Source organism: Micromonospora sp. BS32 (assembly GCF_059089345.1).
Genome location: NZ_JBSSHR010000019.1, coordinates 87,179 through 111,852 on the forward strand (window position 1 = coordinate 87,179; position 24,674 = coordinate 111,852).

General features: G+C 73.8%; 20 protein-coding genes and 1 pseudogene. 8 read left to right on the plus strand and 13 right to left on the minus strand.

The window, feature by feature from the left end:
• Positions 1 to 96 precede the first annotated feature (96 nt).
• Complete coding sequence (locus AC5RWQ_RS24245) at positions 97 to 2,931, plus strand: FtsX-like permease family protein (protein WP_494284958.1); 2,835 nt, start codon at positions 97 to 99, stop codon at positions 2,929 to 2,931.
• Positions 2,932 to 2,933: 2 nt separating this feature from the next.
• Positions 2,934 to 3,680, plus strand: coding sequence for an ABC transporter ATP-binding protein (locus tag AC5RWQ_RS24250; RefSeq protein WP_494284959.1), 747 nt, complete (start codon positions 2,934 to 2,936; stop codon positions 3,678 to 3,680).
• 469 nt (positions 3,681 to 4,149) lie between these two features.
• Here the strand turns inward: AC5RWQ_RS24250 and glmM are convergent, their stop codons facing one another.
• The 7 genes from glmM to AC5RWQ_RS24285 form a co-directional block, all read right to left on the minus strand.
• Positions 4,150 to 5,505, minus strand: coding sequence for a phosphoglucosamine mutase (gene glmM, locus AC5RWQ_RS24255; protein WP_494284960.1), 1,356 nt, complete (start codon positions 5,503 to 5,505; stop codon positions 4,150 to 4,152).
• A 113-nt stretch (positions 5,506 to 5,618) separates the two neighbouring features.
• A complete protein-coding gene (gene rpsI, locus AC5RWQ_RS24260) occupies positions 5,619 to 6,083 on the minus strand; it encodes a 30S ribosomal protein S9 (protein WP_088998399.1) in 465 nt (154 codons plus the stop codon).
• A gap of 20 nt (positions 6,084 to 6,103) precedes the next feature.
• Positions 6,104 to 6,547, minus strand: coding sequence for a 50S ribosomal protein L13 (gene rplM / locus AC5RWQ_RS24265; RefSeq protein ID WP_334488166.1), 444 nt, complete (start codon positions 6,545 to 6,547; stop codon positions 6,104 to 6,106).
• 192 nt (positions 6,548 to 6,739) lie between these two features.
• A complete protein-coding gene (locus tag AC5RWQ_RS24270; RefSeq protein WP_494284961.1) occupies positions 6,740 to 8,119 on the minus strand; it encodes an MFS transporter in 1,380 nt (459 codons plus the stop codon).
• A gap of 123 nt (positions 8,120 to 8,242) precedes the next feature.
• Complete coding sequence (locus AC5RWQ_RS24275) at positions 8,243 to 8,536, minus strand: type II toxin-antitoxin system PemK/MazF family toxin (RefSeq protein WP_494284962.1); 294 nt, start codon at positions 8,534 to 8,536, stop codon at positions 8,243 to 8,245.
• On the minus strand, positions 8,526 to 8,783 hold the full coding sequence (locus AC5RWQ_RS24280; protein WP_334488174.1) for a DUF6364 family protein: 258 nt from the start codon (positions 8,781 to 8,783) through the stop codon (positions 8,526 to 8,528). Before AC5RWQ_RS24280 ends, AC5RWQ_RS24275 begins: the two co-directional genes overlap by 11 nt.
• 79 nt (positions 8,784 to 8,862) lie before the next feature.
• Positions 8,863 to 9,558 (minus strand): class I SAM-dependent methyltransferase, encoded by a 696-nt coding sequence (locus AC5RWQ_RS24285; RefSeq protein ID WP_494284963.1) that lies wholly within the window; start codon positions 9,556 to 9,558, stop codon positions 8,863 to 8,865.
• A 147-nt stretch (positions 9,559 to 9,705) separates the two neighbouring features.
• On the opposite strand from AC5RWQ_RS24285, the gene AC5RWQ_RS24290 reads away from it, so the two are divergent.
• From AC5RWQ_RS24290 to AC5RWQ_RS24310, 5 genes are read left to right on the plus strand one after another with little or no spacing between them, the layout of a single operon-like run.
• Positions 9,706 to 11,826: a molybdopterin oxidoreductase family protein gene (locus AC5RWQ_RS24290; RefSeq protein ID WP_494284964.1), complete on the plus strand. Its 2,121-nt coding sequence runs from the start codon at positions 9,706 to 9,708 to the stop codon at positions 11,824 to 11,826.
• Positions 11,823 to 13,253 carry an FAD-dependent oxidoreductase gene (locus AC5RWQ_RS24295; RefSeq protein WP_494284965.1) on the plus strand — a complete coding sequence of 477 codons (1,431 nt, stop codon included), beginning with the start codon at positions 11,823 to 11,825 and terminating at the stop codon, positions 13,251 to 13,253. Before AC5RWQ_RS24290 ends, AC5RWQ_RS24295 begins: the two co-directional genes overlap by 4 nt.
• 26 nt (positions 13,254 to 13,279) lie before the next feature.
• Positions 13,280 to 15,811: a nitrite reductase large subunit NirB gene (nirB, locus tag AC5RWQ_RS24300; protein ID WP_494284966.1), complete on the plus strand. Its 2,532-nt coding sequence runs from the start codon at positions 13,280 to 13,282 to the stop codon at positions 15,809 to 15,811.
• On the plus strand, positions 15,808 to 16,152 hold the full coding sequence (gene nirD / locus AC5RWQ_RS24305) for a nitrite reductase small subunit NirD (RefSeq protein WP_494284967.1): 345 nt from the start codon (positions 15,808 to 15,810) through the stop codon (positions 16,150 to 16,152). Before nirB ends, nirD begins: the two co-directional genes overlap by 4 nt.
• Positions 16,152 to 17,240 carry a uroporphyrinogen-III synthase gene (locus AC5RWQ_RS24310; RefSeq protein WP_334488189.1) on the plus strand — a complete coding sequence of 363 codons (1,089 nt, stop codon included), beginning with the start codon at positions 16,152 to 16,154 and terminating at the stop codon, positions 17,238 to 17,240. The genes nirD and AC5RWQ_RS24310 overlap by 1 nt, the downstream gene beginning before the upstream one ends.
• Positions 17,241 to 17,265: 25 nt before the next feature.
• Here AC5RWQ_RS24310 and AC5RWQ_RS24315 read toward each other — a convergent pair whose 3' ends face one another.
• From AC5RWQ_RS24315 to AC5RWQ_RS24335, 5 genes and pseudogenes are all read right to left on the minus strand, one after another.
• A complete protein-coding gene (locus AC5RWQ_RS24315) occupies positions 17,266 to 17,889 on the minus strand; it encodes a GTP-binding protein (RefSeq protein ID WP_494284968.1) in 624 nt (207 codons plus the stop codon).
• Positions 17,870 to 18,232, minus strand: a complete 363-nt coding sequence (locus tag AC5RWQ_RS24320; RefSeq protein WP_494284969.1) for a DUF742 domain-containing protein — start codon at positions 18,230 to 18,232, stop codon at positions 17,870 to 17,872. Before AC5RWQ_RS24320 ends, AC5RWQ_RS24315 begins: the two co-directional genes overlap by 20 nt.
• 91 nt (positions 18,233 to 18,323) lie before the next feature.
• Positions 18,324 to 18,731, minus strand: coding sequence for a roadblock/LC7 domain-containing protein (locus AC5RWQ_RS24325; protein WP_067313320.1), 408 nt, complete (start codon positions 18,729 to 18,731; stop codon positions 18,324 to 18,326).
• A gap of 867 nt (positions 18,732 to 19,598) precedes the next feature.
• Entirely contained in the window at positions 19,599 to 19,985 is a 387-nt protein-coding gene (locus AC5RWQ_RS24330; protein ID WP_494284974.1) for a pentapeptide repeat-containing protein, read from the minus strand.
• Between the two features lie 206 nt (positions 19,986 to 20,191).
• Positions 20,192 to 21,820, minus strand: a pseudogene (locus AC5RWQ_RS24335) (sensor histidine kinase); the annotation flags it as partial.
• A gap of 703 nt (positions 21,821 to 22,523) precedes the next feature.
• Between AC5RWQ_RS24335 and AC5RWQ_RS24340 the strand changes: the two are divergent.
• A complete protein-coding gene (locus AC5RWQ_RS24340; protein ID WP_494284970.1) occupies positions 22,524 to 23,702 on the plus strand; it encodes an ABC transporter substrate-binding protein in 1,179 nt (392 codons plus the stop codon).
• Positions 23,703 to 23,748: 46 nt separating this feature from the next.
• On the opposite strand, the gene AC5RWQ_RS24345 is transcribed toward AC5RWQ_RS24340, so the two are convergent.
• On the minus strand, positions 23,749 to 24,618 hold the full coding sequence (locus AC5RWQ_RS24345; protein WP_494284971.1) for an ABC transporter permease: 870 nt from the start codon (positions 24,616 to 24,618) through the stop codon (positions 23,749 to 23,751).
• Positions 24,619 to 24,674: the final 56 nt, after the last annotated feature.

The following is a 24,674-nucleotide window of genomic DNA, read 5'->3' on the forward strand; positions in this document are numbered from 1 at the left end:
CTCCTCCAATCCGGCCCGGGCAGGTCCACCCGGGTGGGCTCTTGCATTGTCACAATGTATCGCGCACAGTGTCCTCAGCACACGGGGAGGCGCGACATGTTTCGGTTCGTCTGGAGACAGCTACGTGGCCGTGCGGGGCGGTCGGTGGCGCTGCTGGCCGGCGTGCTGGTGGCGACCACCGGCTTCGTCGTGCTGACCGGCGCCACCACCACCTCCCGCCTGGACGTCACCGGCACCGTCGAGCGGAACACCCGGGCGGCGTACGACATCCTCGTCCGTCCGCAGGGGACCCGCACTCCGTTGGAGGCCGAGCGCAAGCTGGTCCGGCCCAACTACCTCTCCGGCCTCTACGGCGGCATCACCCCCGCCCAGTACGAGCAGGTCAAGGCGGTTGCCGGGGTGGACGTGGCCGCCCCGATCGCGATGCTCGGCTATTCGACATCGTCGGTGCCGATCCCGCTCGACCTCACCGACGCCGTCGACCGCTCACTGAACCGGCAGGTGATCCGGATTGACCCCACGTACGTGGCCGAGCGCGGTCTGTCCACTGCGCCGGGCAAGCCGCGGTACGTGTACGTCACCCGCCTTCCGCTGATTTACCCGATGGTGACCGGGGGCGAGATGGCGCAGGCCGGGACACGCTACTCCGACGGGCGCAGCTATCCGTGGGAGGACGTGTGCGGTCCCGCCCCCCGCGAGGTCCAGCCGGACGGCAGCAACCGGCCGGTGTGCGGCCCACAGTTCGGTGGGATCCTCGGCAACCGGGGAAAGCTCTCCGAACGCGACGACTGGACCGTCACCGCGGTACGGCTGCGCCCCGACCGGCGGTTCGAGGCGGCCAACGGGGTGCTGGCCCGCGCGGGGAACGACGCTCTGACGGCCACCACCGACCGGCTCGTGGTAGCCGGACCGGTGACGGTGTCCTTCCTGCTGGCCGCGATCGACCCCGACGCCGAGGACCGCCTGGTCGGCCTCGCCGGCACGGTCGTCCAGGGGCGCGCCCTACATGCCGCGGACACGGAGACCAACACCCGCCTCGGCGCCGCCAACAACTACTCGTTCCCCGTGCTGACCACCAACCGCCCCTGGTTCGACGCGTCCCTGCGGGCCCGCCTCACCCGGCTGGCCGACGCCCGACCCGCCGGCCTGCCCGGGGAGGAGTTGGAACAGACCCTGGGGCGGGCCACCGGCACGCCGGCCGGCGCCGTCGAGGGCACACTGGCCGACGCATACCGCAAGCAGCTCGCCGAGGGGGTGTCCGAGCGCGGGCGGTGCTGCTTCGGGCAGGTCGAGAACCTCACCCAGCCCGGTGACGTGGCGTACCAGCGGCTGCCCGATAGGGTGCTGCGCGCCGCCAGCATCCCGCCCCCTGCCTCCGAGCTGTTCGGCGACGAACAGCATTACAGCTGGTTACCCAGACCTTGGCTCAGCGACGACACCGGCGCCCGCCCGCTGCGCCGGCTGGGGCTCGCCGGGGGCGACGTCACCCGGGAATGGGGGGCGGTGGGGATCTTCGACCCGGAAAGGCTGCGCGGCTTCAGCGACCTCGGCAAGGTGCCGCTGGAGACGTACGAGCCGCCGCGGGCCGAGGGCGCCGACGACCGTAGTCGCGCCGCGCTCGGCGGGCAGCCGTTGGAGCCGAGCGGCAATCCGGCCGGCTACCTCTCCCCACCGCCGCTGCTGCTGACCAACCTGGGCAGCCTGCCGAAGCTCCTCGAAGGCGGGGGAAGCCCGCAGCTCAAGGCGCCGATCAGCGCGATCCGGGTCCGGGTGGCCGGCGTGGACGGCTACAGCGAGCGCTCAGCCGAGCGGGTCCGACTGATCGCCGAGCGAATCAACCAGGTCACCGGTTTAGACGTCGACATCACCCTCGGTTCCTCGCCGGCCCCGCAGACCGTGGAGCTGCCGGCCGGCGCGTTCGGCCGACCCGAGCTGCGGCTGACCGAGAACTGGTCCGCGCTCGGGGTGGCATCGACCATCACCAGGGCGGTGGACCGCAAGAGCGTTGCGCTCTTCGTGCTGGTGCTGGTGGTCTGCGTGCTCTTCCTCGGCAACGCGGTCTCCGCCGCGGTCCGGGACCGCCGGCCGGAACTGGCGGTGCTCGCCTGCCTAGGCTGGCCGGCCCGGCGGATCGGCGCGCTGATCCTCGGCGAGGTCGCCCTGCTGGGGCTGGCGGCCGGGCTGCTCGCCGTCGGCCTGGCGTTCCCGTTGGGCTTCGCGTTGGGCATCGACGTCGACTGGCGACGGGCGCTGCTCGCCGTACCGGTGGCCCTGCTGCTGGCGCTGGTCGCGGGCCTGGCACCGGCGCTGCGGGCCGCGCGCGCCCACCCGGCCGCCGCGCTCCGGCCGCCGGTGGCGACGGCCCGCTGGGTACGCCGACCGCGCACGCTGACCGGCCTGGCCCTGGTCAACCTGGTCCGCACCCCCGGGCGCACCCTGCTCGGCGCGGGCGCGCTGGCCATCGGGGTGGCCGCGCTGACCCTGGTCACCGCCGCCGCGTACGCCTTCCGCGGCGCGATCGTCGGCAGCCTGCTCGGCGACACCGTCTCGCTGAGCGTGCGCGGCGCGGACACCATGGCCGCGGTCGCCACCGTGCTGCTCGGCGCCGCCGCCGTCGCCGACGTGCTCTACCTGAACATCAGGGACCGGGCGTCCGAGCTGGCCACCCTGCGCGCGGTCGGCTGGACCGACGCCGCGCTGGGCCGCCTGATCGGGTACGAGGGAATCGCCCTCGGTCTGCTCGGCGCCCTCACCGGCGCGGCACTCGGCCTCGGCGGCGCGGCCTGGCTGGTCGGTGACCTGCCCCGGCCGCTGGTGCTGGTCGCCGCCGCGGTGGCGCTGGCCGGGGTGCTGGTCACCTCGCTGGCCGCGCTCGTCCCGGCTGCGCTGCTGCGCCGTCTCCCCACCGCACGACTGCTCGCAGAGGAGTGACCATGGACGCGACCACGGGCAGTACGGTCCGGACGGCCGGGCTGGTCCGACAGTTCCGCACCGGCGCCGAGCGACTCACCGCGATCGACGAGGTGTCGCTCGAGATCGGGGCGGGCTCGGTGGTGGCGCTGACCGGCCCGAGCGGTTCGGGCAAGTCGACGCTGCTGCACATGATCGGAGCGATCGAGCAGGCCGACCGGGGCACCGTGACGGTGGACGACGTCGAGGTGACCGCCCTGCGCCGGGCGGCCCTGGCCCGCTACCGGCAGCGGGTCGGCTTCGTCTTCCAGCGCTACCACCTGCTGCCGGCGCTGACCGTGCTGGACAACGTGATCGCCCCGGTGCTGCCCCGCCGGGGTCACGGCGACCACGCGGCCCGGGCCCGGGAACTGCTCGACGCGGTCGGCCTGGCCGGGCGGGAGCGGGCGCTGCCGGCGCAACTCTCCGGCGGCCAGCAGCAGCGGGTGGCGATCGCCCGCGCGCTGATGGGGGCGCCCCGGTTGCTGCTTGCCGACGAGCCCACCGGCAACCTGGACTCCACCACCGGCGGGCAGATCCTCGACCTGCTGCTGGACCTGCGCGACCGGCACGGCATGACGATCCTGCTGGCCACCCACGAGCGGGCCATCGCCGCTCGCTGCGACCGGCTGGTCCGGCTCGGCGACGGGCGGATCGTGGAGGACCTCGATCTCACCGACGGCGAGGACCCGGCCGACACCTTCGACCGCGCCACCCAGCTGCGGCTGTAGCCGACCCGCAGCTCCCGGCCCGCGCCCAGGCGCCGGTAGACCCGGCCCTCAGCCCCTGCCCCCCTGCCCGCGCCCGGGGCCGGGCCCCGACCGGTCGGTCGATGCTGGAGTTGGGTGGCCGAGAGCCGCGCTTGCCGCGCTCGCCACCAACCCGTGCGCCCGCTACCAACCCGCCTGCTGCGCTCGCTACAAACTTGATGACGGCAACGAATCAGGCGACACGGGGCGACCGGCCGAGGACATGCCCCGCCGCTGATTCGTTCACGTCATCAAGTTCGTAGCGTCCGCGGCACCCGGGTGCGCAGCCGCCGGCCCGTGGCCACCAGCACCCCGCCCCCCACCACACCACCAGCAGCCACGCGCGCCAGCCAGGGGCCACCTGCGGCCACCCGCGCCAGCCAACCGAGGGCCACCCGCAGCCACGCGCGCCCGCTGGTCGACGGCAGCCTCAGCCGGCGACGACAGGGGGTCAGGCGGTGGGGCTGGCGGCCCGCACGTGCTCGGCGATCCGCTCGGCGACGGAGCGCGCGGTCGGCTCGGTGGCCGCCTCGACCATCACCCGCACCAGCGGCTCGGTGCCGGACGGGCGCAGCAGCACCCGGCCGGTCTCCCCCAGCTCGGCCTCGGCCCGCTCCACCTCGGCCCGGACGGCCGGAGCCGCGGCGCCGACGGTGCGGTCGCCGACCGGCACGTTGATCAGCACCTGGGGCAGCTTGGTGATCGCCCCGGCCAGCTCCGCGAGCGACTTGCCGGTCGCCGCCAGCCGGGCCATCAGGTGCAGCCCGGTGAGCACCCCGTCGCCGGTGGTCGCGTACGCCGGCATGACGATGTGGCCGCTCTGCTCGCCGCCGAGGGCGAGGCCGTTGGCCCGCAGCTCCTCCAGGACGTACCGGTCGCCGACCTTGGTCTCGACCAGCCGGATGCCCTCGGCGGACATCGCCAGGCGCAGGCCGAGGTTGCTCATCACGGTCGCGACCAGGGTGTCCCCGGTGAGGGTGCCGGCCTCCCGCATGGCGAGGGCGAGGATCGCCATCAGCTCATCGCCGTCGACCTCCTCGCCGTCGGCGGTCACCGCGACGCAGCGGTCGGCGTCGCCGTCGTGCGCGATGCCGAGGTGGGCCCCGTGCTCGACCACGGCGGCGCGCAGGGCGTCGATGTGGTTCGAGCCGCAGTCGTCGTTGATGTTGAGCCCGTCGGGCTCGGCGTGGATCGCGATCACCTCGGCGCCCGCCTCGCGGTAGGCAACCGGGGCGACCTCGGCGGCCGCGCCGTTGGCGCAGTCGACCACCACCTTGATCCCGTCGAGGCGGTGCGGCACGGTGTTGACCAGGTGCTGCACGTAGTGGTCGGCGCCGTCGAGCAGATCGTGCACCCGGCCGACGCCGGCCCCGATCGGGCGGTCCCAGGCGGTGGTCGCGTTCGCCTCGACGGCCGCCTCGATCCGCAACTCGATCTCGTCCGGCAGTTTGTGCCCGCCGGCGGCGAAGAGCTTGATGCCGTTGTCCGGCATCGGGTTGTGCGACGCGGAGAGCATCACGCCCAGGTCGGCCTTGGTCTCGGCGGTGAGGAAGGCGACAGCGGGGGTGGGCAGCACACCGACCCGGACCACGTTGGCTCCGGCGCTGGTCAGCCCGGCGACCACCGCCGCCTCCAGCATCTCGCCGCTGGCCCGGGTGTCCCGGCCGACCACGGCCAGCGGGGGGTGGCTCCTGTCCGACTCCGCGAGGGTGTGCGCGGCGGCCACCGCCACCGCGAGCGCCAACTCCGGGGTGAGATCCGCGTTCGCCCGCCCGCGTACGCCGTCCGTGCCGAACAACCGGCCCATACCCGCCAACCTCCGATGAAAGGGTCCCAGGGGAAAAAGCGAACGGCCGGGCCACCTCCTGTGAAGGGAGGCGGACCCGGCCGTCCGTCAGAAGTACAAGGCGCGGCTGAAGATCAGCGCTTCGAGTACTGAGGAGCCTTACGGGCCTTCTTGAGGCCGTACTTCTTGCTCTCCTTGACGCGGGCGTCCCGGGTCAGGAAGCCGGCCTTCTTGAGGGCCGGACGGTCGTCGGGCTCGTTGACGATCAGCGCCCGGGCGATGGCCAGCCGCAGCGCACCGGCCTGGCCGGTGGTGCCGCCGCCACGCAGGTTGGCGATGACGTCGAACGCCTCGGGCTTCTCGGCGGTCACCAGCGGGTCCTTGATGAGCTGCTGGTGCACCTTGCTCGGGAAGTAGGCCTCGAGGTCGCGGCCGTTGCAGGTGATCTTGCCGCTGCCGGGGACGATGCGCACCCGGACGATGGCCTCCTTGCGCCGACCCACGGTCTGGATCGGGCGGTCACCACGCGGCGCGCGGGCGACGGGCGCGGGCGCCTCGGTGGCCTCGGGGGCGACCTCGGTCTCGGTGATGTCGGTCATGCTGTTTCCTTCGCCCGCGCTCACTGCGCGATCTGCTTGATCTCGAACGGCACCGGCTGCTGCGCGCCGTGCGGGTGCTCGGCACCGGCGTAGACCTTCAGCTTCTTGATGAGCTGACGGCCGAGCTTGTTGTGCGGGAGCATGCCCTTGACGGCCAGCTCGATGGCCCGGTCGGGACGCTTGGTCAGCAGCTCGTCGTAGCCGACCTGCTTCAGACCACCCGGGTAACCGGAGTGGCGGTAGGCGACCTTGGTGTGTCGCTTGTTGCCGGTCAGCGCGACCTTGCCCGCGTTCACGATGACGACGAAGTCGCCCGTGTCGACGTGCGGCGCGAAAGTCGGCTTGTGCTTGCCGCGCAGCAGCGTGGCGGCGTGGGTGGCCAGGCGGCCCAGCACGACATCAGAGGCGTCGATAACGTGCCACTGACGCTCGATCTCACCCGGCTTCGGGCTGTACGTACGCACAGGTCTACCTTGTCTCGTCGTCGGTCTGGGGTCGCGCGCCGAATTGATCAGGCGCGCACGAACGACCAAGCGTACCTGATGCGGCACGCCTCTGGATGTCGTACAACAGCAGGCAACGATACCCGCCGCCCGGTCCGCAGGTCAAAACGGGGGGTTCACCCAGCGTGGCTTGCGGCTCCACGATGTCACAGGTCACACGCCGGCCAGCCGGTGGGGGCCCCTCCTCAGGTAGACGGCCCAGGTGACCAGGAAGCAGAGCGCGTACCAGCCGATGAAGGCCAGGTAGGCCGCGTCGGCGTTGCCCGAGGCCAGGAACGACTGGCGGAACGCCACGTTGACCAGAACCCCGCCGGACGCCCCGACCGCGCCGGCGATGCCGATCAGCGCTCCGGAGAGCCGCCGGGCGCGGCGCTGGGCCGCCTCGGGGTCACCGGTCAGCTCGGCGTCGGCCGCCGCCCGGGCCCGGAAGATCGCCGGGATCATCTTGTACGTCGACCCGTTGCCGATCCCGGAGAAGACGAAGAGCGACAGGAACCCGGCCAGGTAGAGCGGGAAGGACCTCTCCCGGGCCGCGTAGAGCACCAGCCCGGCGCCGACGGCCATCGCGACGAAGTTCCAGAAGGTCACCCGGGCCCCGCCGAGCCGGTCGGCGAGCTGCCCGCCGACCGGCCGGATCAGCGAGCCGACCAGCGGCCCGAGGAAGGTCAGCCAGGCCGCGTCGACCGGGGTGGGGAACCGGTCGTGGAACTGGAGCTGGAGGACCTGACCGAAGGCGAAGCCGAAGCCGATGAACGAGCCGAAGGTGCCCACGTAGAGCAGGGACATCACCCAGGTGTGCGGGTCGCGGGCGGCCTCACGCAACGCGCCCGGCTCGTTGCGGGCGCCGGGGAGATTGTCCAGCCAGCGCGCCGCGGCGAGCGCGGCCAACACGATCAGCGGCAGGTAGACCGCCGGCACCAGCCGGGGGTACGCCGCCCCGGCGGTGGCCAGCACCGCCAGCCCGACCAGCTGCACCGCCGGTACGCCCAGGTTGCCGCCGCCGGCGTTGAGCCCGAGCGCCCGGCCCTTGAGCCGGTCCGGGAAGAAGAGGTTGATGTTCGCCATCGAGGAGGCGAAGTTGCCACCGCCCACCCCGGTCAGGCAGGCGAGCACCATCAATGTGGTGTACGACACCCCCGGTTCCAGCAGCAGCGTCATCGGCACCGCCGGCACCAGCAGCAGCAGGGCGCTCACGATGGTCCAGTTCCGCCCGCCGAAGCGGGCCACCGCCAGGGTGTACGGCAGCCGCAGCACCGCGCCCAGGGCGGCGGGCACGGCGGTGAGCAGGAACTTCCCGGCCGGGTCGATGCCGTACGCCGGGCCGAGGAAGAGCACGGTGACCGACCAGAGGCTCCACACCGAGAACCCGACGTGCTCGGCGAAGATCGAGACCCAGAGGTTGCGTCGGGCGATCCGGGCGCCCGTCGTACGCCAGAAGGTGGCGTCCTCGGGCCGCCAGTCGTCGATCCGGTGCCGGCCGGCGGCGGCCGGCGGGTCGGCGGTGACTGCGGTGGTGCTGGCGAGCGTGCTCACGGCGGCTCCTCCTCGTCGATGTGACCAGGGGGAACGCTAGGAACGGCGGGTTACCCGACCGTGCCCGTCAGGGGTCGTTCCGGAAACGGAGATCGCACGTCCGCCGGCCGGCGATGGTGAGACTCAGATTTCCTGGAGGATGCGCAGCGCTCGGCCGACCCGCTGCATGGTCTCGGTGTCGGCGACGTCCACGCACTCGGTGAACCACTTCTTCATCGGCGAGGAGAGCCGGTCGGGCATCACCACCCACCGGCCCATCGGCACGGCGAGCGGGGAGTCGCGCAGCAGCGACTCGTCGACCACCTCCACCACGATCACGATCGGCACGTCGGTGGAGTTGTAGACGTCGGAGCTGATCACCAGTCCCAGCCGCTCGCGGGCGCCCTCGATCCGCCAGACCTCTCCCCTACGCAGCACGCCCACGCCCGCCGAAGAGCACGTCGTCGACCATGCCGACCTCCGCGGCGTCGGCGAGGGCGGCGGATTCGAGGTCGATCCCGGCCCGGGCGACCGCCGCGGCGTGCGCGGTGAAGACCTCACGCAGGGCCTTCTCCCGGGCCGCCTGGTCCATCCACGCCGATAGCGAGAGCCCCTCGCGCTTGGCGAACCGGCGCGCCTCCTCGATCGTCTCGTCGGAGAAGGACAGTGTCACCTTGGCAGTCATGCCGGTGAGACTACCCATTGGTATGACCGCCAGTCATCCCCGCTCGCGCCCGCCGTCGAACCGGTCAAACCGGGCGGGCTCAGCCGGCCCGCCCACCGAAGACGGCGAACCGCCAGGCCTTGAAGAAGCAGTCGACGTCGACCAGGCCGGCCTCGTCGAGCCAGCGGCACTGGTCGGGCACGGAGGCCGGACGGTCGTGCCGCATCCGCTCCCGGGCGGCGGCGATCTCCTCGGCATCCGAGCCGAGCGCGGTGATCTGCGCGACCCAGACGTCGTCGTACCGGCGGTCGAGGGCCGGGGTGGGGCCGGCCACCTGCTCGGCGTTGACGAACACCCCGCCGGGGGCGAGCGCGCCGGCGGCCCGCCGGTAGAGCGCCCGCTTGCCGTCGTCGTCGAGGTGGTGGACGGCCAGGGCGGAGACCACCGCGTCGTAGCGGCCGGCGGGGAGCGGGTCGGCCAGGTCGGCCACCACCGTCCGGTGCGGCACGCCCCGAGCGGCGAGCCGCTCGGCGGCCACCGCGAGCATCCGCGGGGCGCCGTCGACCAGGGTCGGCCGGATCCCCGGCACGGCCGCGGCCAGCAGCAGTGAGAGCAGCCCGGTGCCCGCGCCCAGGTCCAGCACCTCGGGGGTACGCCCCGCCGCCAGCGCCGCCCGCAGCGGCGGCGCGGCCACCTCGACCGCCGTGCCGTAGAAGCTGTCGAAGCAGGGCACGAGGCGGCGTCTCGCCTCGTCGTAGCTGCCCGCCACCGCGTCGAAGGCCGCCGCCACGTCCATCCCAGTCTCCCAATTGTTGAGAAAGTTGTCTCATATTCTAAACCCCGCGGACCGTCCCGGTGGTCCCGTGCGTAGTGAGCCGCTCTTGACAGGACCGAAACAGAAGGGACCCGGACCGGAAACCGCTCCCCGGCACGCTTTGCCGACATGACAGACGGTGTGCACTTCGCGACGGCACCGGGGGCCGACCCTCGGCAGGCGGAGACGCACTGCCCGTACTGCGCCCTCCAGTGCGGGATGCTGCTGCGCGACACCGGCGACCGGGTCGAGGTGCTCCCCCGGGAGTTCCCCACCAACCGGGGCGGCCTCTGCCAGAAGGGCTGGACCGCCGCCGACCTGCTCGACCACCCCGACCGGCTGACCACGCCGCTGCTGCGCGACCGGCCCGACGGCGAGCTGCGGCCGGCGAGCTGGGACGAGGCGTTGGACCGGATCGCCACCGGCATCCGCACCGTCCAGGCCGGACACGGGCCCGACGCGGTCGCCGTCTTCGGCGGCGGCGGCCTCACCAACGAGAAGGCGTACGCGCTGGGGAAGTTCGCCCGGGTCGCGCTGCGCACCCGGCACATCGACTACAACGGCCGGTGGTGCATGTCCTCGGCCGCGGCGGCCGGGCTGCGTGCCTTCGGCGTCGACCGGGGGCTGCCCTTCCCGGTCACCGACCTCGCCCGGGCCGAGACCCTGCTGCTGGTCGGCGCCAATCCGGCCGAGACCATGCCGCCGCTGATGCGCCACCTGGCCGACCGGCGGCGGGCCGGCGGCCGACTGATCGTGGTCGACCCCCGGGAGACCGCCACCGCCCGACAGGCCGACCTGCACCTGCAACCGCTGCCCGGCACCGACCTGGCGGTGGCCAACGCGCTACTGCACATCGCGCTCACCGAGGGCCTGGTCGACAAGGCGTACGTCGACGCCCGCACCACCGGCTTCGACGAGGTCCGGCGGACCGTGGCCGGGTACTGGCCGGCGGAGGTGGAACGGCTCTCCGGGGTGCCGGTGGCCGACCTGGAGGCGACCGCCCGGGCGCTCGGCACCGCCCGCAGCGCGATCATCCTCACCGCGCGCGGGGCGGAACAGCACGCCAAGGGCGTCGACACGGTCAGCGCCCTCGTCAACCTGGCGCTCGCCCTCGGCCTGCCCGGCCGCCCCGGCTCCGGGTACGGCTGCCTCACCGGCCAGGGCAACGGCCAGGGCGGGCGGGAGCACGGGCAGAAGGCCGACCAGCTGCCCGGGTACCGGCGGATCGACGACCCGGCGGCCCGGGCGCACGTGGCCGGGGTCTGGGGCGTGGACCCGGACGAGCTGCCCGGGGCGGGGGTGCCGGCGTACCAACTGCTGGACTCGCTCGGGCAGCCGGGTGGGGCGCGCGCGCTGCTGGTCTTCGGCTCCAACCCGGTGGTCTCCGCGCCCCGGGCCGCCCGGGTCACCGAGCGGCTGCGCGGGCTGGACCTGCTGGTGGTCGCCGACTTCCTGCGCTCCGAGACGGCCGAACTCGCCGACGTGGTGCTGCCGGTGACCCAGTGGGCCGAGGAGGACGGCACGATGACCAACCTGGAGGGCCGGGTGCTGCGCCGCCGCGCGCTGCGCCCACCCCCGCCGGGCGTCCGCAGCGACCTCGACATCCTCGCCGGCCTGGCCGAACGCCTCACGGACGACGACCGGGCCGCCGAGCGGTTCCCCACCGACCCGCGGGCCGTCCTCGCCGAGCTGGGCCGCGCCTCGGCCGGCGGGCCGGCCGACTACGCCGGGGTGAGCTGGGAGCGGATCGACCAGGCCGACGGCGTCTTCTGGCCCTGCCCCGACCCGGACGGACCGGACACGCCCCGACTCTTCGCCGAGTCGTTCCCCACCCCCGACGGCCGGGCCCGGTTCCACCCGGTGAACCACCGGCCGGCCGCCGAGGAGGTCTGCCCGGACTACCCGCTGCACTTCACCACCGGGCGGGTGCTGGCCCAGTACCAGTCCGGCACGCAGACCCGGCGGGTCGCCGCGCTGCGCAGGGCCGCGCCCGGCGGCTTCGTCGAGCTGCACCCCGAGCTGGCCGCCCGGCTCGACGTGACCGACGGGGACGAGCTGCGGGTCACCTCCCGCCGGGGCGAGCTGCGCGCGCCGGCCCGGCTCAGCCCGGCGATCCGGCCGGACACCGTCTTCGCGCCGTTCCACTGGCCCGGCGCGGCCCGGGCCAACTCGGTCACCAACGACGCGGTCGACCCGGTCTCCGGAATGCCCGAGTTCAAGATCTGCGCCGTCCGGGTGGAGAAGGCATGAACATCGTCATCGTCGGATACGGAATGGCCGGGTCGCGGGTCGCCGCCGAGCTGCACGCCAGGGACGGCGACCGGAAGGTCACCGTGCTCGGGGCGGAGCCGCACCGGGCGTACAACCGGATCATGCTCTCCACCCTGCTCGCCGGGAAGATCGGCGAGCCGGACGTGGAGCTGGCCGAGGTGGCCGGGCAGGGCGTCGACGTGCGGACCGGAGTGGCCGCCGTCGCGATCGACCGGGCCGCCCGCGAGGTGCGGACCGACGACGGCGACCGGATCGGCTACGACCACCTGGTGCTCGCCACCGGTAGCCGCGCGGTGGTGCCGCCGCTGCCGGGCCTGGACCCGGGCGACCTGCCGGCCCGGGTGGCCGCCTTCCGCACCCTGGACGACTGCCGGCGGATCCTCGCCGCGGCCCGCGACGCGCGCACCGTCCTGGTGCTCGGCGGCGGGCTGCTCGGGCTGGAGGCCGCCCGCGGACTGGCCGCCCGGGGCCTCGACGTGACCGTGGTGCACCCCATGGGGCATCTGATGGAACGGCAGCTCGACCCGGCCGCCGGGGCGGTGCTCGCCGGCACCCTCGCCGGGCTCGGCATCCGCACCGAGCTGTCGGTCGGGGCATCCGGCGTGGACGTCGCCGACGACGAGGTCCGGCTCCGGCTGACCGACGGCCGGACCCTCGCCGCCGACCTGCTGGTGCTCTCCTGCGGGGTACGCCCGGACACCACCCTCGCCGCATCGGCCGGGCTGGCCGTGGAGCACGGCGTGACGGTGGACGACCGGCTGCGCACCGACGACGAGTGGATCTCCGCGATCGGTGACTGTGCCCAGCACGCCGGGACGCTGACCGGGCTGGTCGCGCCGGCCTGGGCGCAGGCCCGGGTGGTGGCGCAGCTGCTCACCGGGGAGGACCCGGCGGCCCGGTACCGGCCCCGCCCGGTGGTGACCCGGCTCAAGGCGGCCGGCATCGACCTCGCGGCGATGGGCGACCCGACCGGCGGTCCGGGCGAGGAGCTGACCTTCGCCGACCCGGCCCGGGGCACGTACGCCCGGCTGCGCATCCACGACGAGCGGCTGACCGGCGCGATCCTGCTCGGCGACAACCCGGCGGTGGGCACGGTGGTGCAGCTCTTCGACCGGGGTGGCCCGGTGCCGGCGGACCGGCGGGTGCTGCTGCTCGGCCGGTCGCTCGGCAGCGGCCCGGCGGCGCCCGTGGAGTCCCCGGCGCTGATGCCGGACGCGGCGACCGTCTGCCAGTGCAACGACGTCAGCAAGGGGGCCCTGGTCCGTTGCTGGCGGGCCGGCGCCCGGACGGTGGACGAGGTGGTCGCCACGACCCGGGCCGGCACCGGCTGCGGCGGCTGCCGCAACGCGGTCACCGGGATCGTCGGCTGGCTGTCCGAGGTGGACTCCGTGGAGGCGACGCGATGAACACCGGACCCATAGGAGGTGACGCGATGACCGGCGGAAGACTGGTGGTCGTCGGCAACGGCATGGTCGGGCAGCGGTTCGTCGAGGCGCTGCGCGCCCGGGACCACGACGGCCGTTGGCGGGTGACGGTGCTCGCCGAGGAGGGCCGGCCGGCGTACGACCGGGTGCGACTCTCGGCGTACTTCGACGGGGTGAGCGCCGAGGAGCTGAACCTGCACACCCCCGACGACGGGGTGGAGCTGCGCCTCGGCGAGCCGGCCACCGGCATCGACCGGGAGCGGCGGGTGGTGACCACCGCGACCGGCGAGCACCCGTACGACGCGCTCGTGCTGGCCACCGGGTCGTCCGCCTTCGTGCCGCCGGTGGACGGCACGGACCTGCCCGGGGTCTTCGTCTACCGCACCCTGGACGACCTGGCGGCGATCCGGGAGCACGCCCGGGGCCGGCGGACCGGCGCGGTGATCGGCGGCGGCCTGCTCGGGCTGGAGGCGGCGAACGCGCTGCGGCTGCTGGGGCTCGCGACCCACGTGGTGGAGTTCGCGCCCCGGCTGATGCCGGTGCAGGTGGACCCCGCCGGCGGGGCGATGCTCCGGCGCTACGTCGAGGAACTGGGGGTGACCACCCACCTCGGGGTGGCCACCACCGCGCTGCGGCCCGGCCCGGCCGGCGCGGTCGGCACCCTCGAACTCTCCGACGGGAGCACGGTCGACGCCGACCTCGTCGTGGTCGCCGCCGGCATCCGCCCCCGCGACGAGCTGGTCCGGGCGGCCGGGTTGGCCCTCGGCCCGCGCGGCGGCGTGCTGGTCGACCCGACCTGCCGGACGGCTGACGAGCGGATCTGGGCGGTCGGCGAGTGCGCGGCGGTCGACGGCACCTGCCACGGCCTGGTCGCCCCCGGGTACGCCACGGCGGAGGTGGTCGCCGACCGGCTGCTGGGCGGCTCGGCGACCTTCCCCGGCGCGGACACCGCCACCAAACTGAAGCTGCTCGGGGTGGACGTGGCCTCGTTCGGGGACGCGCACGGGACCACCCCGGGCTGCCTGGACGTCACGTTCACCGACCCGGCCACCCGGTCGTACGCGAAGCTGGTCCTCTCCGACGACGCGCGGACGCTGCTCGGCGGCGTGCTGGTCGGGGACGCCACGGCCTACCCGACGTTGCGGGCCAGTGTCGGCGGGCCGCTGCCCGCTCCCCCGCTCGCGCTGCTCGCCCCGGCGGGCGAGGCGGGCGGCGGGGTGACCGCGCTGCCCGGCGCGGCGCAGGTCTGCTCCTGCAACGCGGTGACCCGGGACGACATCGACGTGGCGATCGCGGGCGGCGCGGCCGACGTGCCGGCGCTGAAGGCGTGCACCCGGGCCGGCACCAGTTGCGGCTCCTGCGTGCCGATGCTGAAGCAGCTGCTCGACGCGGCCGGGGTGGCGCAGTCGACCGCGCTCTGCGAACACTTCGACGCCAGCCGGCAGGAGCTCTTCGACATCGTCCGGGTGCGCGGCGTGCGCAGCTTCTCGCAGCTCATCGCCGAGCACGGGCGGGGGCGCGGCTGTGACATCTGCAAGCCGGTGGTGGCCTCCATCCTCGCCTCGCTGGGCAGCGGGCACGTGCTCGACGGCGAGCGGGCGTCGTTGCAGGACACCAACGACCACTTCCTGGCCAATCTGCAACGCGACGGCAGCTACTCGGTGGTGCCCCGGATCCCGGGTGGCGAGATCACCCCGGAGAAGCTGATCGTGATCGGCGAGGTGGCCCGCGACTTCCGGCTCTACACCAAGATCACCGGTGGGCAGCGGATCGACCTGTTCGGGGCCCGGGTCGAGCAGCTGCCGCAGATCTGGCGGCGGCTGGTCGACGCGGGCTTCGAGTCCGGCCACGCGTACGGCAAGGCGCTGCGCACGGTGAAGTCCTGCGTCGGCGAGACCTGGTGCCGGTACGGGGTGCAGGACTCGGTCGGGCTGGCCGTCGCGCTGGAGCTGCGCTACCGGGGGCTGCGCGCCCCTCACAAGATCAAGTCGGCGGTCTCCGGCTGCGCCCGCGAGTGCGCCGAGGCGCGCAGCAAGGACTTCGGGATCATCGCCACCGAGACCGGCTGGAACCTCTACCTCGGCGGCAACGGCGGCTTCCGGCCCCGGCACGCCGACCTCTTCGCCACCGACCTGTCCACGGAAGCGCTGATCTCGCTGATCGACAGATTCCTGATGTATTACATCCGCACCGCCGACCGGCTGCAACGCACCGCCGCCTGGATCGAGGCGATGGAGGGTGGCCTCGACCACCTGCGCGCCGTCATCGTGGACGACTCGCTCGGGCTCTGCGCCGAGCTCGACGCGGCCATGGCCCGGCACGTCGCGTCGTACTCCGACGAGTGGCGCGACGTGCTCGACGACCCGGAACGGCTGCGCCGGTTCACCTCCTTCGTCAACGCCCCCGACGTGCCCGACCCGTCGATCACCTTCGCGGTCGAACGCGGTCAGCCGGTACCCGCGCGCGGGGCACCGCCCGGGGCCGGCGCGGACCGCCGCCGCCAGCCCGTCGCACTCGGCCTGCCGGAGGTGCGGCGATGAACACCACGACCCTGGACTGGACCGCGGTCTGCCCGCTCCACCGACTCGACCCGGACCGCGGCGTCGCCGCCCTGGTCGACGGCGTGCAGGTGGCGCTCTTCCACACCGGCGGCGAGCTGTACGCCGTCGACAACCTCGACCCGGTCGGCGGCGCGTACGTGATGTCGCGGGGCATCGTCGGCAGCCGCGGCGGCGTGCCGACGCTCGCCTCCCCCCTGCACAAGCAGGTCTACGACCTGTGCACCGGCGACTGTCTCGACCTGCCCGGAGTGCGGCTGCGGCGGCACCCGGCGCGCTGCCGGGACGGTCTGGTCGAGGTGCGGCTGCGACTGGAGGAGTGATGGCCGACGAACTGGCCGGCTTCACCATCGGAGTGACCGCCGACCGGCGACGCGACGAGCTGGCCGCGCTGCTCCAGCGGCGCGGCGCCCGGGTGGTGCTCGCCCCGGCCCTGCGGATCGTGCCGCTGGCCGACGACACCGACCTGCGCGAGGCCACCCGGGCCTGCCTCGACCGCCCGCCGGACATCCTGATGGCCAACACCGGCATCGGGATGCGCGGCTGGCTGGAGGCGGCCGAGGGCTGGGGACTGGCCGAGCCGCTGCGCGGGGTGCTCTCCCGGTCGTACGTGGTGGCCCGGGGGCCCAAGGCGCGCGGCGCGATCCGGGCCGCAGGACTGCACGACCAGTGGTCCCCCGACTCGGAGAGCTGCGAGGAGGTCGTCGACCACCTGCGCCGGCGCGGGGTGGCCGGCCAGGTCATCGCCATGCAGCTGCACGGCGACCGGCAGCCGGAGTGCACCGAGGCGCTGGAGGAGGCCGGGGCCACCGTGATCGAGGTGCCGGTCTACCGGTGGGCGCCGCCGACCGACCCGGCGCCGCTGCACAGGCTGATCGACCTGGTCGCCGGCCGGCTGGTGGACGCCGTCACCTTCACCTCCGCGCCGGCCGCCGAGGCGCTGCTGCGGGCGGCCGGGGACCGGACCGAGACGGTGCTTGAGGCGCTGCGCGGGGACGTACTGGCCAGCTGCGTCGGCGCGGTCACGGCGGAGCCGCTGGTCCGGCGCGGGGTGCCGGTGAGCGCGCCGAGCCGGGCCCGGTTGGGCGCGCTGGTCCGGACGATCGTCGATGAGCTGCCCCGCCGGACGGTCAGCGTCAAGGCCGCCGGACACGTGCTGACCCTGCGCGGGCACGCCGCTTTGGTCGACGGGGAACTGCAACCGCTCGCCCCCGCCCCGATGGCGGTGCTGCGGGCGCTCGCCGCCGCGCCGGGCCGGGTGCTCTCCCGTACCGAGCTGCTGCGGACCCTGCCTCGGGGCGCGGACGAGCACGCGGTGGAGATGGCGGTCGCCCGGCTCCGGGTGGGGTTGCGGGCCCCCCGGGTGGTGCAGACCGTCGTCAAGCGCGGCTACCGGCTGCGGGTGGAATGAACCGGCCACCCGCAGCCGGTACGGCTCAGCCCACCGGCGCGGGGTAGTCCCGCCCCTGATCGGCCTGGAGCCGGAGCATGGCGTGCTCGACCACCGTCACCAGCACCTGCTTGACCGACTCCCGCTGCCGGGCGTCGCACATCACCAGCGGCACGTCCGGCGAGATGGCCAGCGCCTCCCGGACCTCCTCCGGCTCGTACTGCGGCGCGTCGTCGAACCGGTTCAGCGCCACCACGTACGGCAGGTTGCGGTTCTCGAAGTAGTCCAGCGGCGCGAAGGCGTCGGTGATCCGCCGGGTGTCCACCAGCACGGCGGCACCCACCGCACCCCGGATGATCTCGTCCCACATGAACCAGAAGCGGGTCTGGCCCGGCGTGCCGAACAGGTACAGGATGAGGTCCTGCGCCATGGTGATCCGGCCGAAGTCCATGGCGACCGTGGTGGTCTCCTTGCCGGGCACCTTCGACGGATCGTCGATGCCCACGCCGGCGGCGGTCATCAACGCCTCGGTGGTCAACGGCGTGATCTCGGAGATCGCCCCGACCATTGTCGTCTTGCCCACGCCGAAGCCACCCGCGACCACGATCTTCGCGGAGATGATCTCCCGGCTGCGGCGCGCCCCGGCGGGGTCATAGTTCGCGAAGTCCACTTAGCACCCTTCCCAGCAGGTTCATCCGCTCCTCGAATCCTTCGGCGGGAGCGGCAGTGTGTAGCGTCAGCAGGCCATCGGCCACCAGGTCGGCGACCAGCACCCGGGTGACGCCGAGCGGCATCCGGGTATACGCGGCGATCTCCGCCAGCGACTGTGCCCGGCCCTCGCAGACCGTGGCGATGCGGTACTTGTCGTGCCCCGCGAACCGTGACTCGGCGACCTGGGTGGGGGTGGACGACAGCACCGCCTCCAGGGCGATGTCCCGGCTGGGCTCGGTACGACCCCGGGTGACCGCGTACGGGCGCACCAACGCACCGCGCGGGTCCCGCCGTGGTTCCATCCGCGATCACCTCCTCCCGCCCGGGGCCAGCGGCCCCGGATCCCTCATTCCCTGGCCGGGCGCGGTCGCGCCCGGCCGTGCAGCCGCCGTGTCAGGAACGCACGGCGTCCCGCGGCAGCGGGACCAGAGCGGCACCCACCCGCTCGACGAGCAGCGCCATCTCGTACCCGACCTGCCCCACGTCGCAGCTGCGCGCCGCGAGCACGGCCATCGAGGAGCCGTCGCTGATCGACATCAGGAAGAGGTAGCCGCTGTCCATCTCGATCACGGTCTGCAAGACCCCGCCGGCGCTGAACATCCGGGCGGCGCCCTCGGTCAGGCTCACCACGCCGGAGGTGATCGCGGCGAGCTGGTCGGCCCGGTCCGTGGGGAGGTCCCGCGAGGACGCGAGCAGCAGCCCGTCCGCGGACACCGCCACGACGTGGGCGATGCCCGCCACGCTGTCGGCGAAGTTGGTGAGCAGCCAACCCATGTCCTGCATGGCAGCTGGCCTGTTCATCGGCTCGTCTCCTTGGTCGAGGTGCTGTTCAGGTCCGCCCCGGCCGTCCGCCCGCGCTGTACGCCACGGTGGTAGGCCGAGAGCAGGCCACGTACTTCGTCCGGGGTGCGCCGGCTGCGGTCCCGGCCACCCTTCGGTTCGATGCCGCCCGGCACGAGCTGGGCCTGCGGCACCCGCTTCGGCAGACCGGAGCGGGTGGTGCCGGCGGCGGCCGGTTCGGCCGCCTTGGTGGCCCGGGTCCAGCCGTCGTCGGCGGCCGTGCGCCAGGCCTCCGAAGCCGGCTCCGGCGCGGTGGCCGGTTCCGGCGCCGCCGGGGAGGCCGGCGGCGCGGACGGCACCGGCGGCGGGACGTACGACGGGGGCGGGGTGGCGGCGGCCGGCGGTTCGGGGTCGCTGGCCGCCGGGGCGACGGTGGGGGTGCCGCTGGCCGCCGGCGCGGCCGGCACCCGGGTCGGCAGCGGTGGCCGGGCCGGCGACGCGGCGGTGGGCCGCCCCACGGCCGGGGCGGCGGCGGCCGGCTTGTCGTCGAAGCGCGGCCGGGTGAAGATCGCGGTGGCGTCGTCCCCGTGGGACCGGAACCAGACCGCCTCCATCTCCCGGAAGATCGGCGAGTCGGCCGGCGGGGTGGGCCGGGCGACCACCGGGGCGCTGGGCGCCGCGGCCGGCGGGGTGTACGGCACCGCCGGGGCGACCGGCGTCGGGGCCGGGGTCAGCGGCGCGGCGAACGGCGCCGCGGCGTAGGACGCTGGAGCGGCCGGGGCGTATGACGGCGGTGCGGCCGGCGCGGCGCCGAACGGGGCGTACGACTCGGCGGTCGGGGCGCCCGGGGCGCCGGCCACCGGTCCGGCCGGCAGCCCGGGGGCGCCCTCACCGGCCAGGGACCGCTTCGGCAACGGGTCGATGGCCGGGTTCGCCACCGTGGGGCTGCCCGCCGAGAACCCGCCGAAGGAGGCGGGCTCCGCCGGCACCGCGGAGGTCGGCACCGCGGAGGTCGGCACTGCGGAGGTCGGCACCGCAGAGGTCGGCACCGCAGAGGTCGGCACCGCAGAGGTCGGCACCGCAGAGGTCGGCACCGCAGAGGTCGGCACCGCAGAGGTCGGCACCGCAGAGGTCGGCACCGCAGAGGTCGGCACCGCGGACGTCGGCACGGCCGGCGGGGACGACACCGGGCCGCCGAGGCGCACCGCCGACGCGGTGTCCCGCGCGTCGACCGGGGGCTGCCAGGGCGCCGGAGCCGGCGGCGCGGTACGCCACTGGTCGGTCAGCGTCGCCGTCCGGCCACCGGGCAGCTGGTCGCCGAGCCCGACCGGGGTGAGCGGCGTCTGCTCGACCGCCATCGGCTGACGCGGCCGCATGATCGACTGGTCCCGGCCCCGGTGGGCGGGGAGGATCACGGTGGCGTTCGGCAGCGTCACCTGGGCGACCGTGCCGCCCTCGACGTTGCGGCGCAGCTCCACCCGGATGCCGTAGCGGGAGGCGAGCCGGCTCACCACGGCCAGACCCATCAGCCGGAACGCGGCCACGTCCACGGTCGGCGGCGCGGCGAGCCGCCGGTTGAGCGAGTCGAGCTGCTCGTCGGTGAGGCCGAGTCCCCGGTCCTCCACCTGGATCAGCACGTAGTCCCGGATCCGCCGGCCGTCGGCGACCACCGTGGTGGTCGGCGGCGAGAAGCGGGTCGCGTTGTCGAGCAGCTCGGCGACCAGCCGGACCACGTCGTTGACCGCGTGGGCGGAGACCGAGATGTCGGTGTCCACGGTGCCGAACTCGATCCGGTTGTAGAGCTCGACCTCGGACTGGGCGGCCCGCAGCACGTCCACCAGGAGCGCGTCGTCGCGGCGCGGCACGGCCGAGTCGGCGCCGGCCAGGACCAGGAGGTTCTCGTCGTTGCGGCGCATCCGGGTGGCCAGGTGGTCCAGCTCGAAGAGCTGGGCGAGGCGCTTCGGGTCCTCCTCGCCGCGCTCGATCGCGTCCAGCTCGCCGATCATCCGGTCGACCAGGGTCTGACTGCGCCGGGCCAGGTTGAGGAACATCGCCGAGACGCTGGTACGCAGCGCCGCCTGCTCGGCGGCGACCCGGACCGCCTCCCGGTGGACCACGTTGAAGGCCAGCGCCACCTGGCCGACCTCGTCCCGGTTCTCCAGCCGGATCGGGTCGCGTACCTGGCGGACGATCTCCTCCACGCCGCCGTCGCCGACGCTGCCCATGTTCTGCAGCCGCTGTACCGCGTCCGGCAGGTCGTGGTTGGCCACCGAGAGGGCGCCCTCCCGCAGCCGGCGCAGCGAGTGGTTGAGCGAGCGGGCCAGCACCACGGCGAGGCTGATCGCGATGAGCAGGGTGAGCAGCACCAGCACCGACTCGACGACGGCCTGCCGGGTCACGTCGCTGCGGGCCTGCTCGGCCCGGGAGAGGAGCCGGTCCTGGAGCTGGAGCTCGGCCCACCGCATCAGGTCGTTCACCGCGCCGATCGAGGCGCTGGCGTCCGCCGCGCTGACCGGCGAGCGCAGCCCGACCGAGCGGGTGATGTCGGTGCCCACCCGGTCGGCGAGCCCGACCGCGTCGCCGGAGACCGCCCCGTCGACCAGGGCCCGCTGATCCGGGTCCGCGGCCAGCGAGAAGGAGAGCAGCGCCTCCTGCTGGCCGGTGAGGGTGGCCAGGAAGGAGGAGAGCTGTTCCTGGTCGAGTCGGCCGCCGCTCAGCGCGGTGAAGGCGACCGCCTCCTCCTCGGCGACCGCCGCCTTGGCCCGGGAGAACGCGGCCACCGCGCGGCGGGCGTCGGCCAGGCTCTCCTGGCCGGGGAGCTGGGCCAGGGTGTCGCCGTAGGAGACCAGGTCGGTGAGGATGACGCCGTACCGGAGGGTGGCCTCGGCGACCGGCATCTGCCGGCGGTCGAGCACCTCCTGCCGGGTGGCGTCGAGCGTCTCCAGGTGGTCGTCGATGACCTTGAGCCGGTCCCGCACCGCCGCCGGGACGTCGCCGATGGTGCCCCGCTCGGCCCGGTACGCGTCGATCCGCGCCCCGGTGGCCCGGACCCGCAGGTTGTAGTCGTCGGGGCGCTGCTGCGGGTTGGCCAGGTAGCCGGCCGCGGCCATCCGCTCCTTATGCAGGTCCTGCGCGAGGGCGCTGACGTCGACGGAGAGCGCGGTCAGCGACCGGATCCGGGTGGCGTCGACCGCGCCCTCGCCGGTGGAGACGAGTCGGATTGTTGCCAGTGCAATGACGGCGGCGACCGGGACGACCAGGATCAGGGCGAGCTTCGAGCGGATCCGCGCGTCCCGCAGGCGGGGCAGCCGCCTTCCCCGGTCACGTCCGGCGGAGTCGCCGATCTCGGGCAGGGTCGTCGGTCCGGTGCTCACGACATCGCCTCCGTCGTTTCTTCCACGCCTGACCCACCGACCCGCGCCCGGTGCAACGGACAGCGCCACGCGCGGCACGGCCGCGATTTCATCAGAGTTGGTCCTGTTTGGGAAGCCGCAGTGAGGCACGAAACGGTCAACCAACGAGCCCGTTGCGATTTACCCTCATTGCCGCGCACGCTCTGAACAGGCAATGTCACTCCAGAGTGGCCGCACAGCCTCTCCGGAGTGAGCATCTGTAAATATCTGATGACCCCACCATGTGGGATTCGCGTCCCGAAACCGCCGCTGGCATCTGCGCTTGACCGCAGCCGCCCCGCATTGGCAAGGTTTTGCAGGCTTTCACGCACACCGTACGGCACCCAATCCCGTTCTTCCACTGAGGACGGACTAGCGGCGGTGACCGGGCAGCGTCCCGCGCCGCACCTGGAGGACTGAGTTGAGCCCCATCCGCTCCGCGACCATCGTGGCGCTCGCATCGGCCGTGCTGGCCACCACGCTCACCGGCTGCTCGTTCGGGGCGGGGCAGGAGGACGCGAGCCCCATCGTCATCGCCGCCGACCTGGAACTTTCCGGCGCCTCCGCACCGATCGGCAAGGCGTACCAGCGTGCCCTGGAACTGAAGATCGAGCAGCTGAACTCCTCCGGCGCCCTGGGTGAACGGAAGATCAAGCTTCAGGTGAAGGACAACCGTTCCGACGCCAGCGAGTCACTGCGCAACATCGGTGACTTCAGCAACGATTCCAAGGTCAGCGCGATCATCATGGGTGGCTGCAACGAATGCGCGGTCGGCGCCGTGCGCACCATCAACGAGAAGAAGATCCCGACCATCGCGCTCGCCGCTTCCGGCGCCGTCGCCGACCCGGTCGCGGACCGGCGGTACGTGTTCAAGCTGGCCCCGAACGCGGCCGACAGCGCGGACGCGCTCACCACCGAACTGCGCCGCCGCGCCATTCGCAAGGTCGCCATCCTGTACAGCGACGACGACTACGGCCGCGAGGGACTCGACGCCCTTGGCGACGAATTCCGCAAGGCCGGCATCAAACTGCTGGACCAGGAAAACGTCAAGGGCACCGACACCGATGTCAGCCAGCAGGTCCGCAGGCTGACCCGCAACGACCCCGACGCTTTGGTCATCTGGACCCCGCCGGAGCAGGCGACGCTCGCCGCCGTCAGCGCCACCCAGGCAAAGTTCGCCGGGTCGCTCTTCCTGGATGCGGCGGCCGCGGGAGACCTGTTCCTTCCCGGCGGCCGGGCCACCGAGCGGGCCACCCTGGTCTTCACCCAGACCATGGTGATCGACGACGTCATCGCCACCACCCCGGCCAAGGCCGCCCGCCGGCAGTGGTTCCAGGACTACACCGCCCGCTTCGGCGGCTACCACGGCTTCTCCTCGTTCGCCGCGGACGCCGTCCAACTCGTCGCCGACGCCTCGCTGCGGGCCGGCGGGGGCGACGACCGGGTCAACCGGGACGGCATCCGGGACGTGCTGGAGACGTCCCAGCTGGACGGCCTCTCCGGGCCGATCCGGATGACCCCGGACAACCACTCCGGCCTGATGCCCCAGGCGCTGACCACGCTCGTCGCCCGCGGCGGGCGCTGGCGCCTCGCCAGCTGAGCCGCCAGTGTGGCCCGTCGCCTGCGGCGGGCCACACCGGGACCGGTCAGCGGGCCGAGGTGGTGGCCCGGACCCAGGGCAGGGCGATCCGCTCGACCAGGGACAGCGCCGCGAAGAGCACGATGCTCATGATCGCGATCAGCACGATCGCGGCCCACGCCGTCGGGGTGTCGCCGATGCCGTTGTACTGCAGGATCTGGTAGCCCAGCCCCGGCTTGTCCGAGTAGAACTCCCCGATCACCGCGCCGATCGCGGCCAGCGGCATGGCCACCTTGAGCCCGACGAAGATCTGCGGCAGCGCGGCCGGGAAGCGCACCTTGCGGAACGCCTGCCACCACGAGGCGTTCAACGACCGGGCCAGCTCGGCCAGATCCGCCGGGGTGGTGGTCAGCCCCGTCGCGGTGGAGAGCACGATCGGGAAGAAGCAGAGCAGGAAGACCATGGTCAGGATGGGCTTCTGGCCCCAGCCGACCGAGACCACCAGCAGCGGGCCGAGCGCGATCTTCGGCACCGCGTTGACCGCCACCAGCAGCGGCGCGAACATCCGCTCCACCCGGCGGGAGGCCGCCAGCGCCATCCCGATCAGCACCCCGGCCACCGACGAGAGCAGAAAGCCCAGCAGCGTCATGCCGGTGGTGATGCCGAGCGCCGGCAGCAGCACGTCGGTCGCGGCCGTCAGCGCCCGCCAGACGTCCTGCGGGGGCGGCAGCGACGCCGGGTGCACCAGCTTCAGCCCGGACGTGACCAGCCACCAGACGGCCAGCGCGATCACCAGGCCGAGCAGCGGCAGGCCGACGGCGCCGGGGCGTACCCGGAACCGGCGGGACGCGGTCGCGGCCGGCGGCGTCGTCGCCACGTCGGACCGCCGCTGATCGTCACTCACCACGTTGACCGGGGTACGGGTCAACTCCGTCATCGTCTCCTCCTGTCCTGCCGGCCCGGTGCCGGCACGCGACGGGGGTGGGGGCGGCC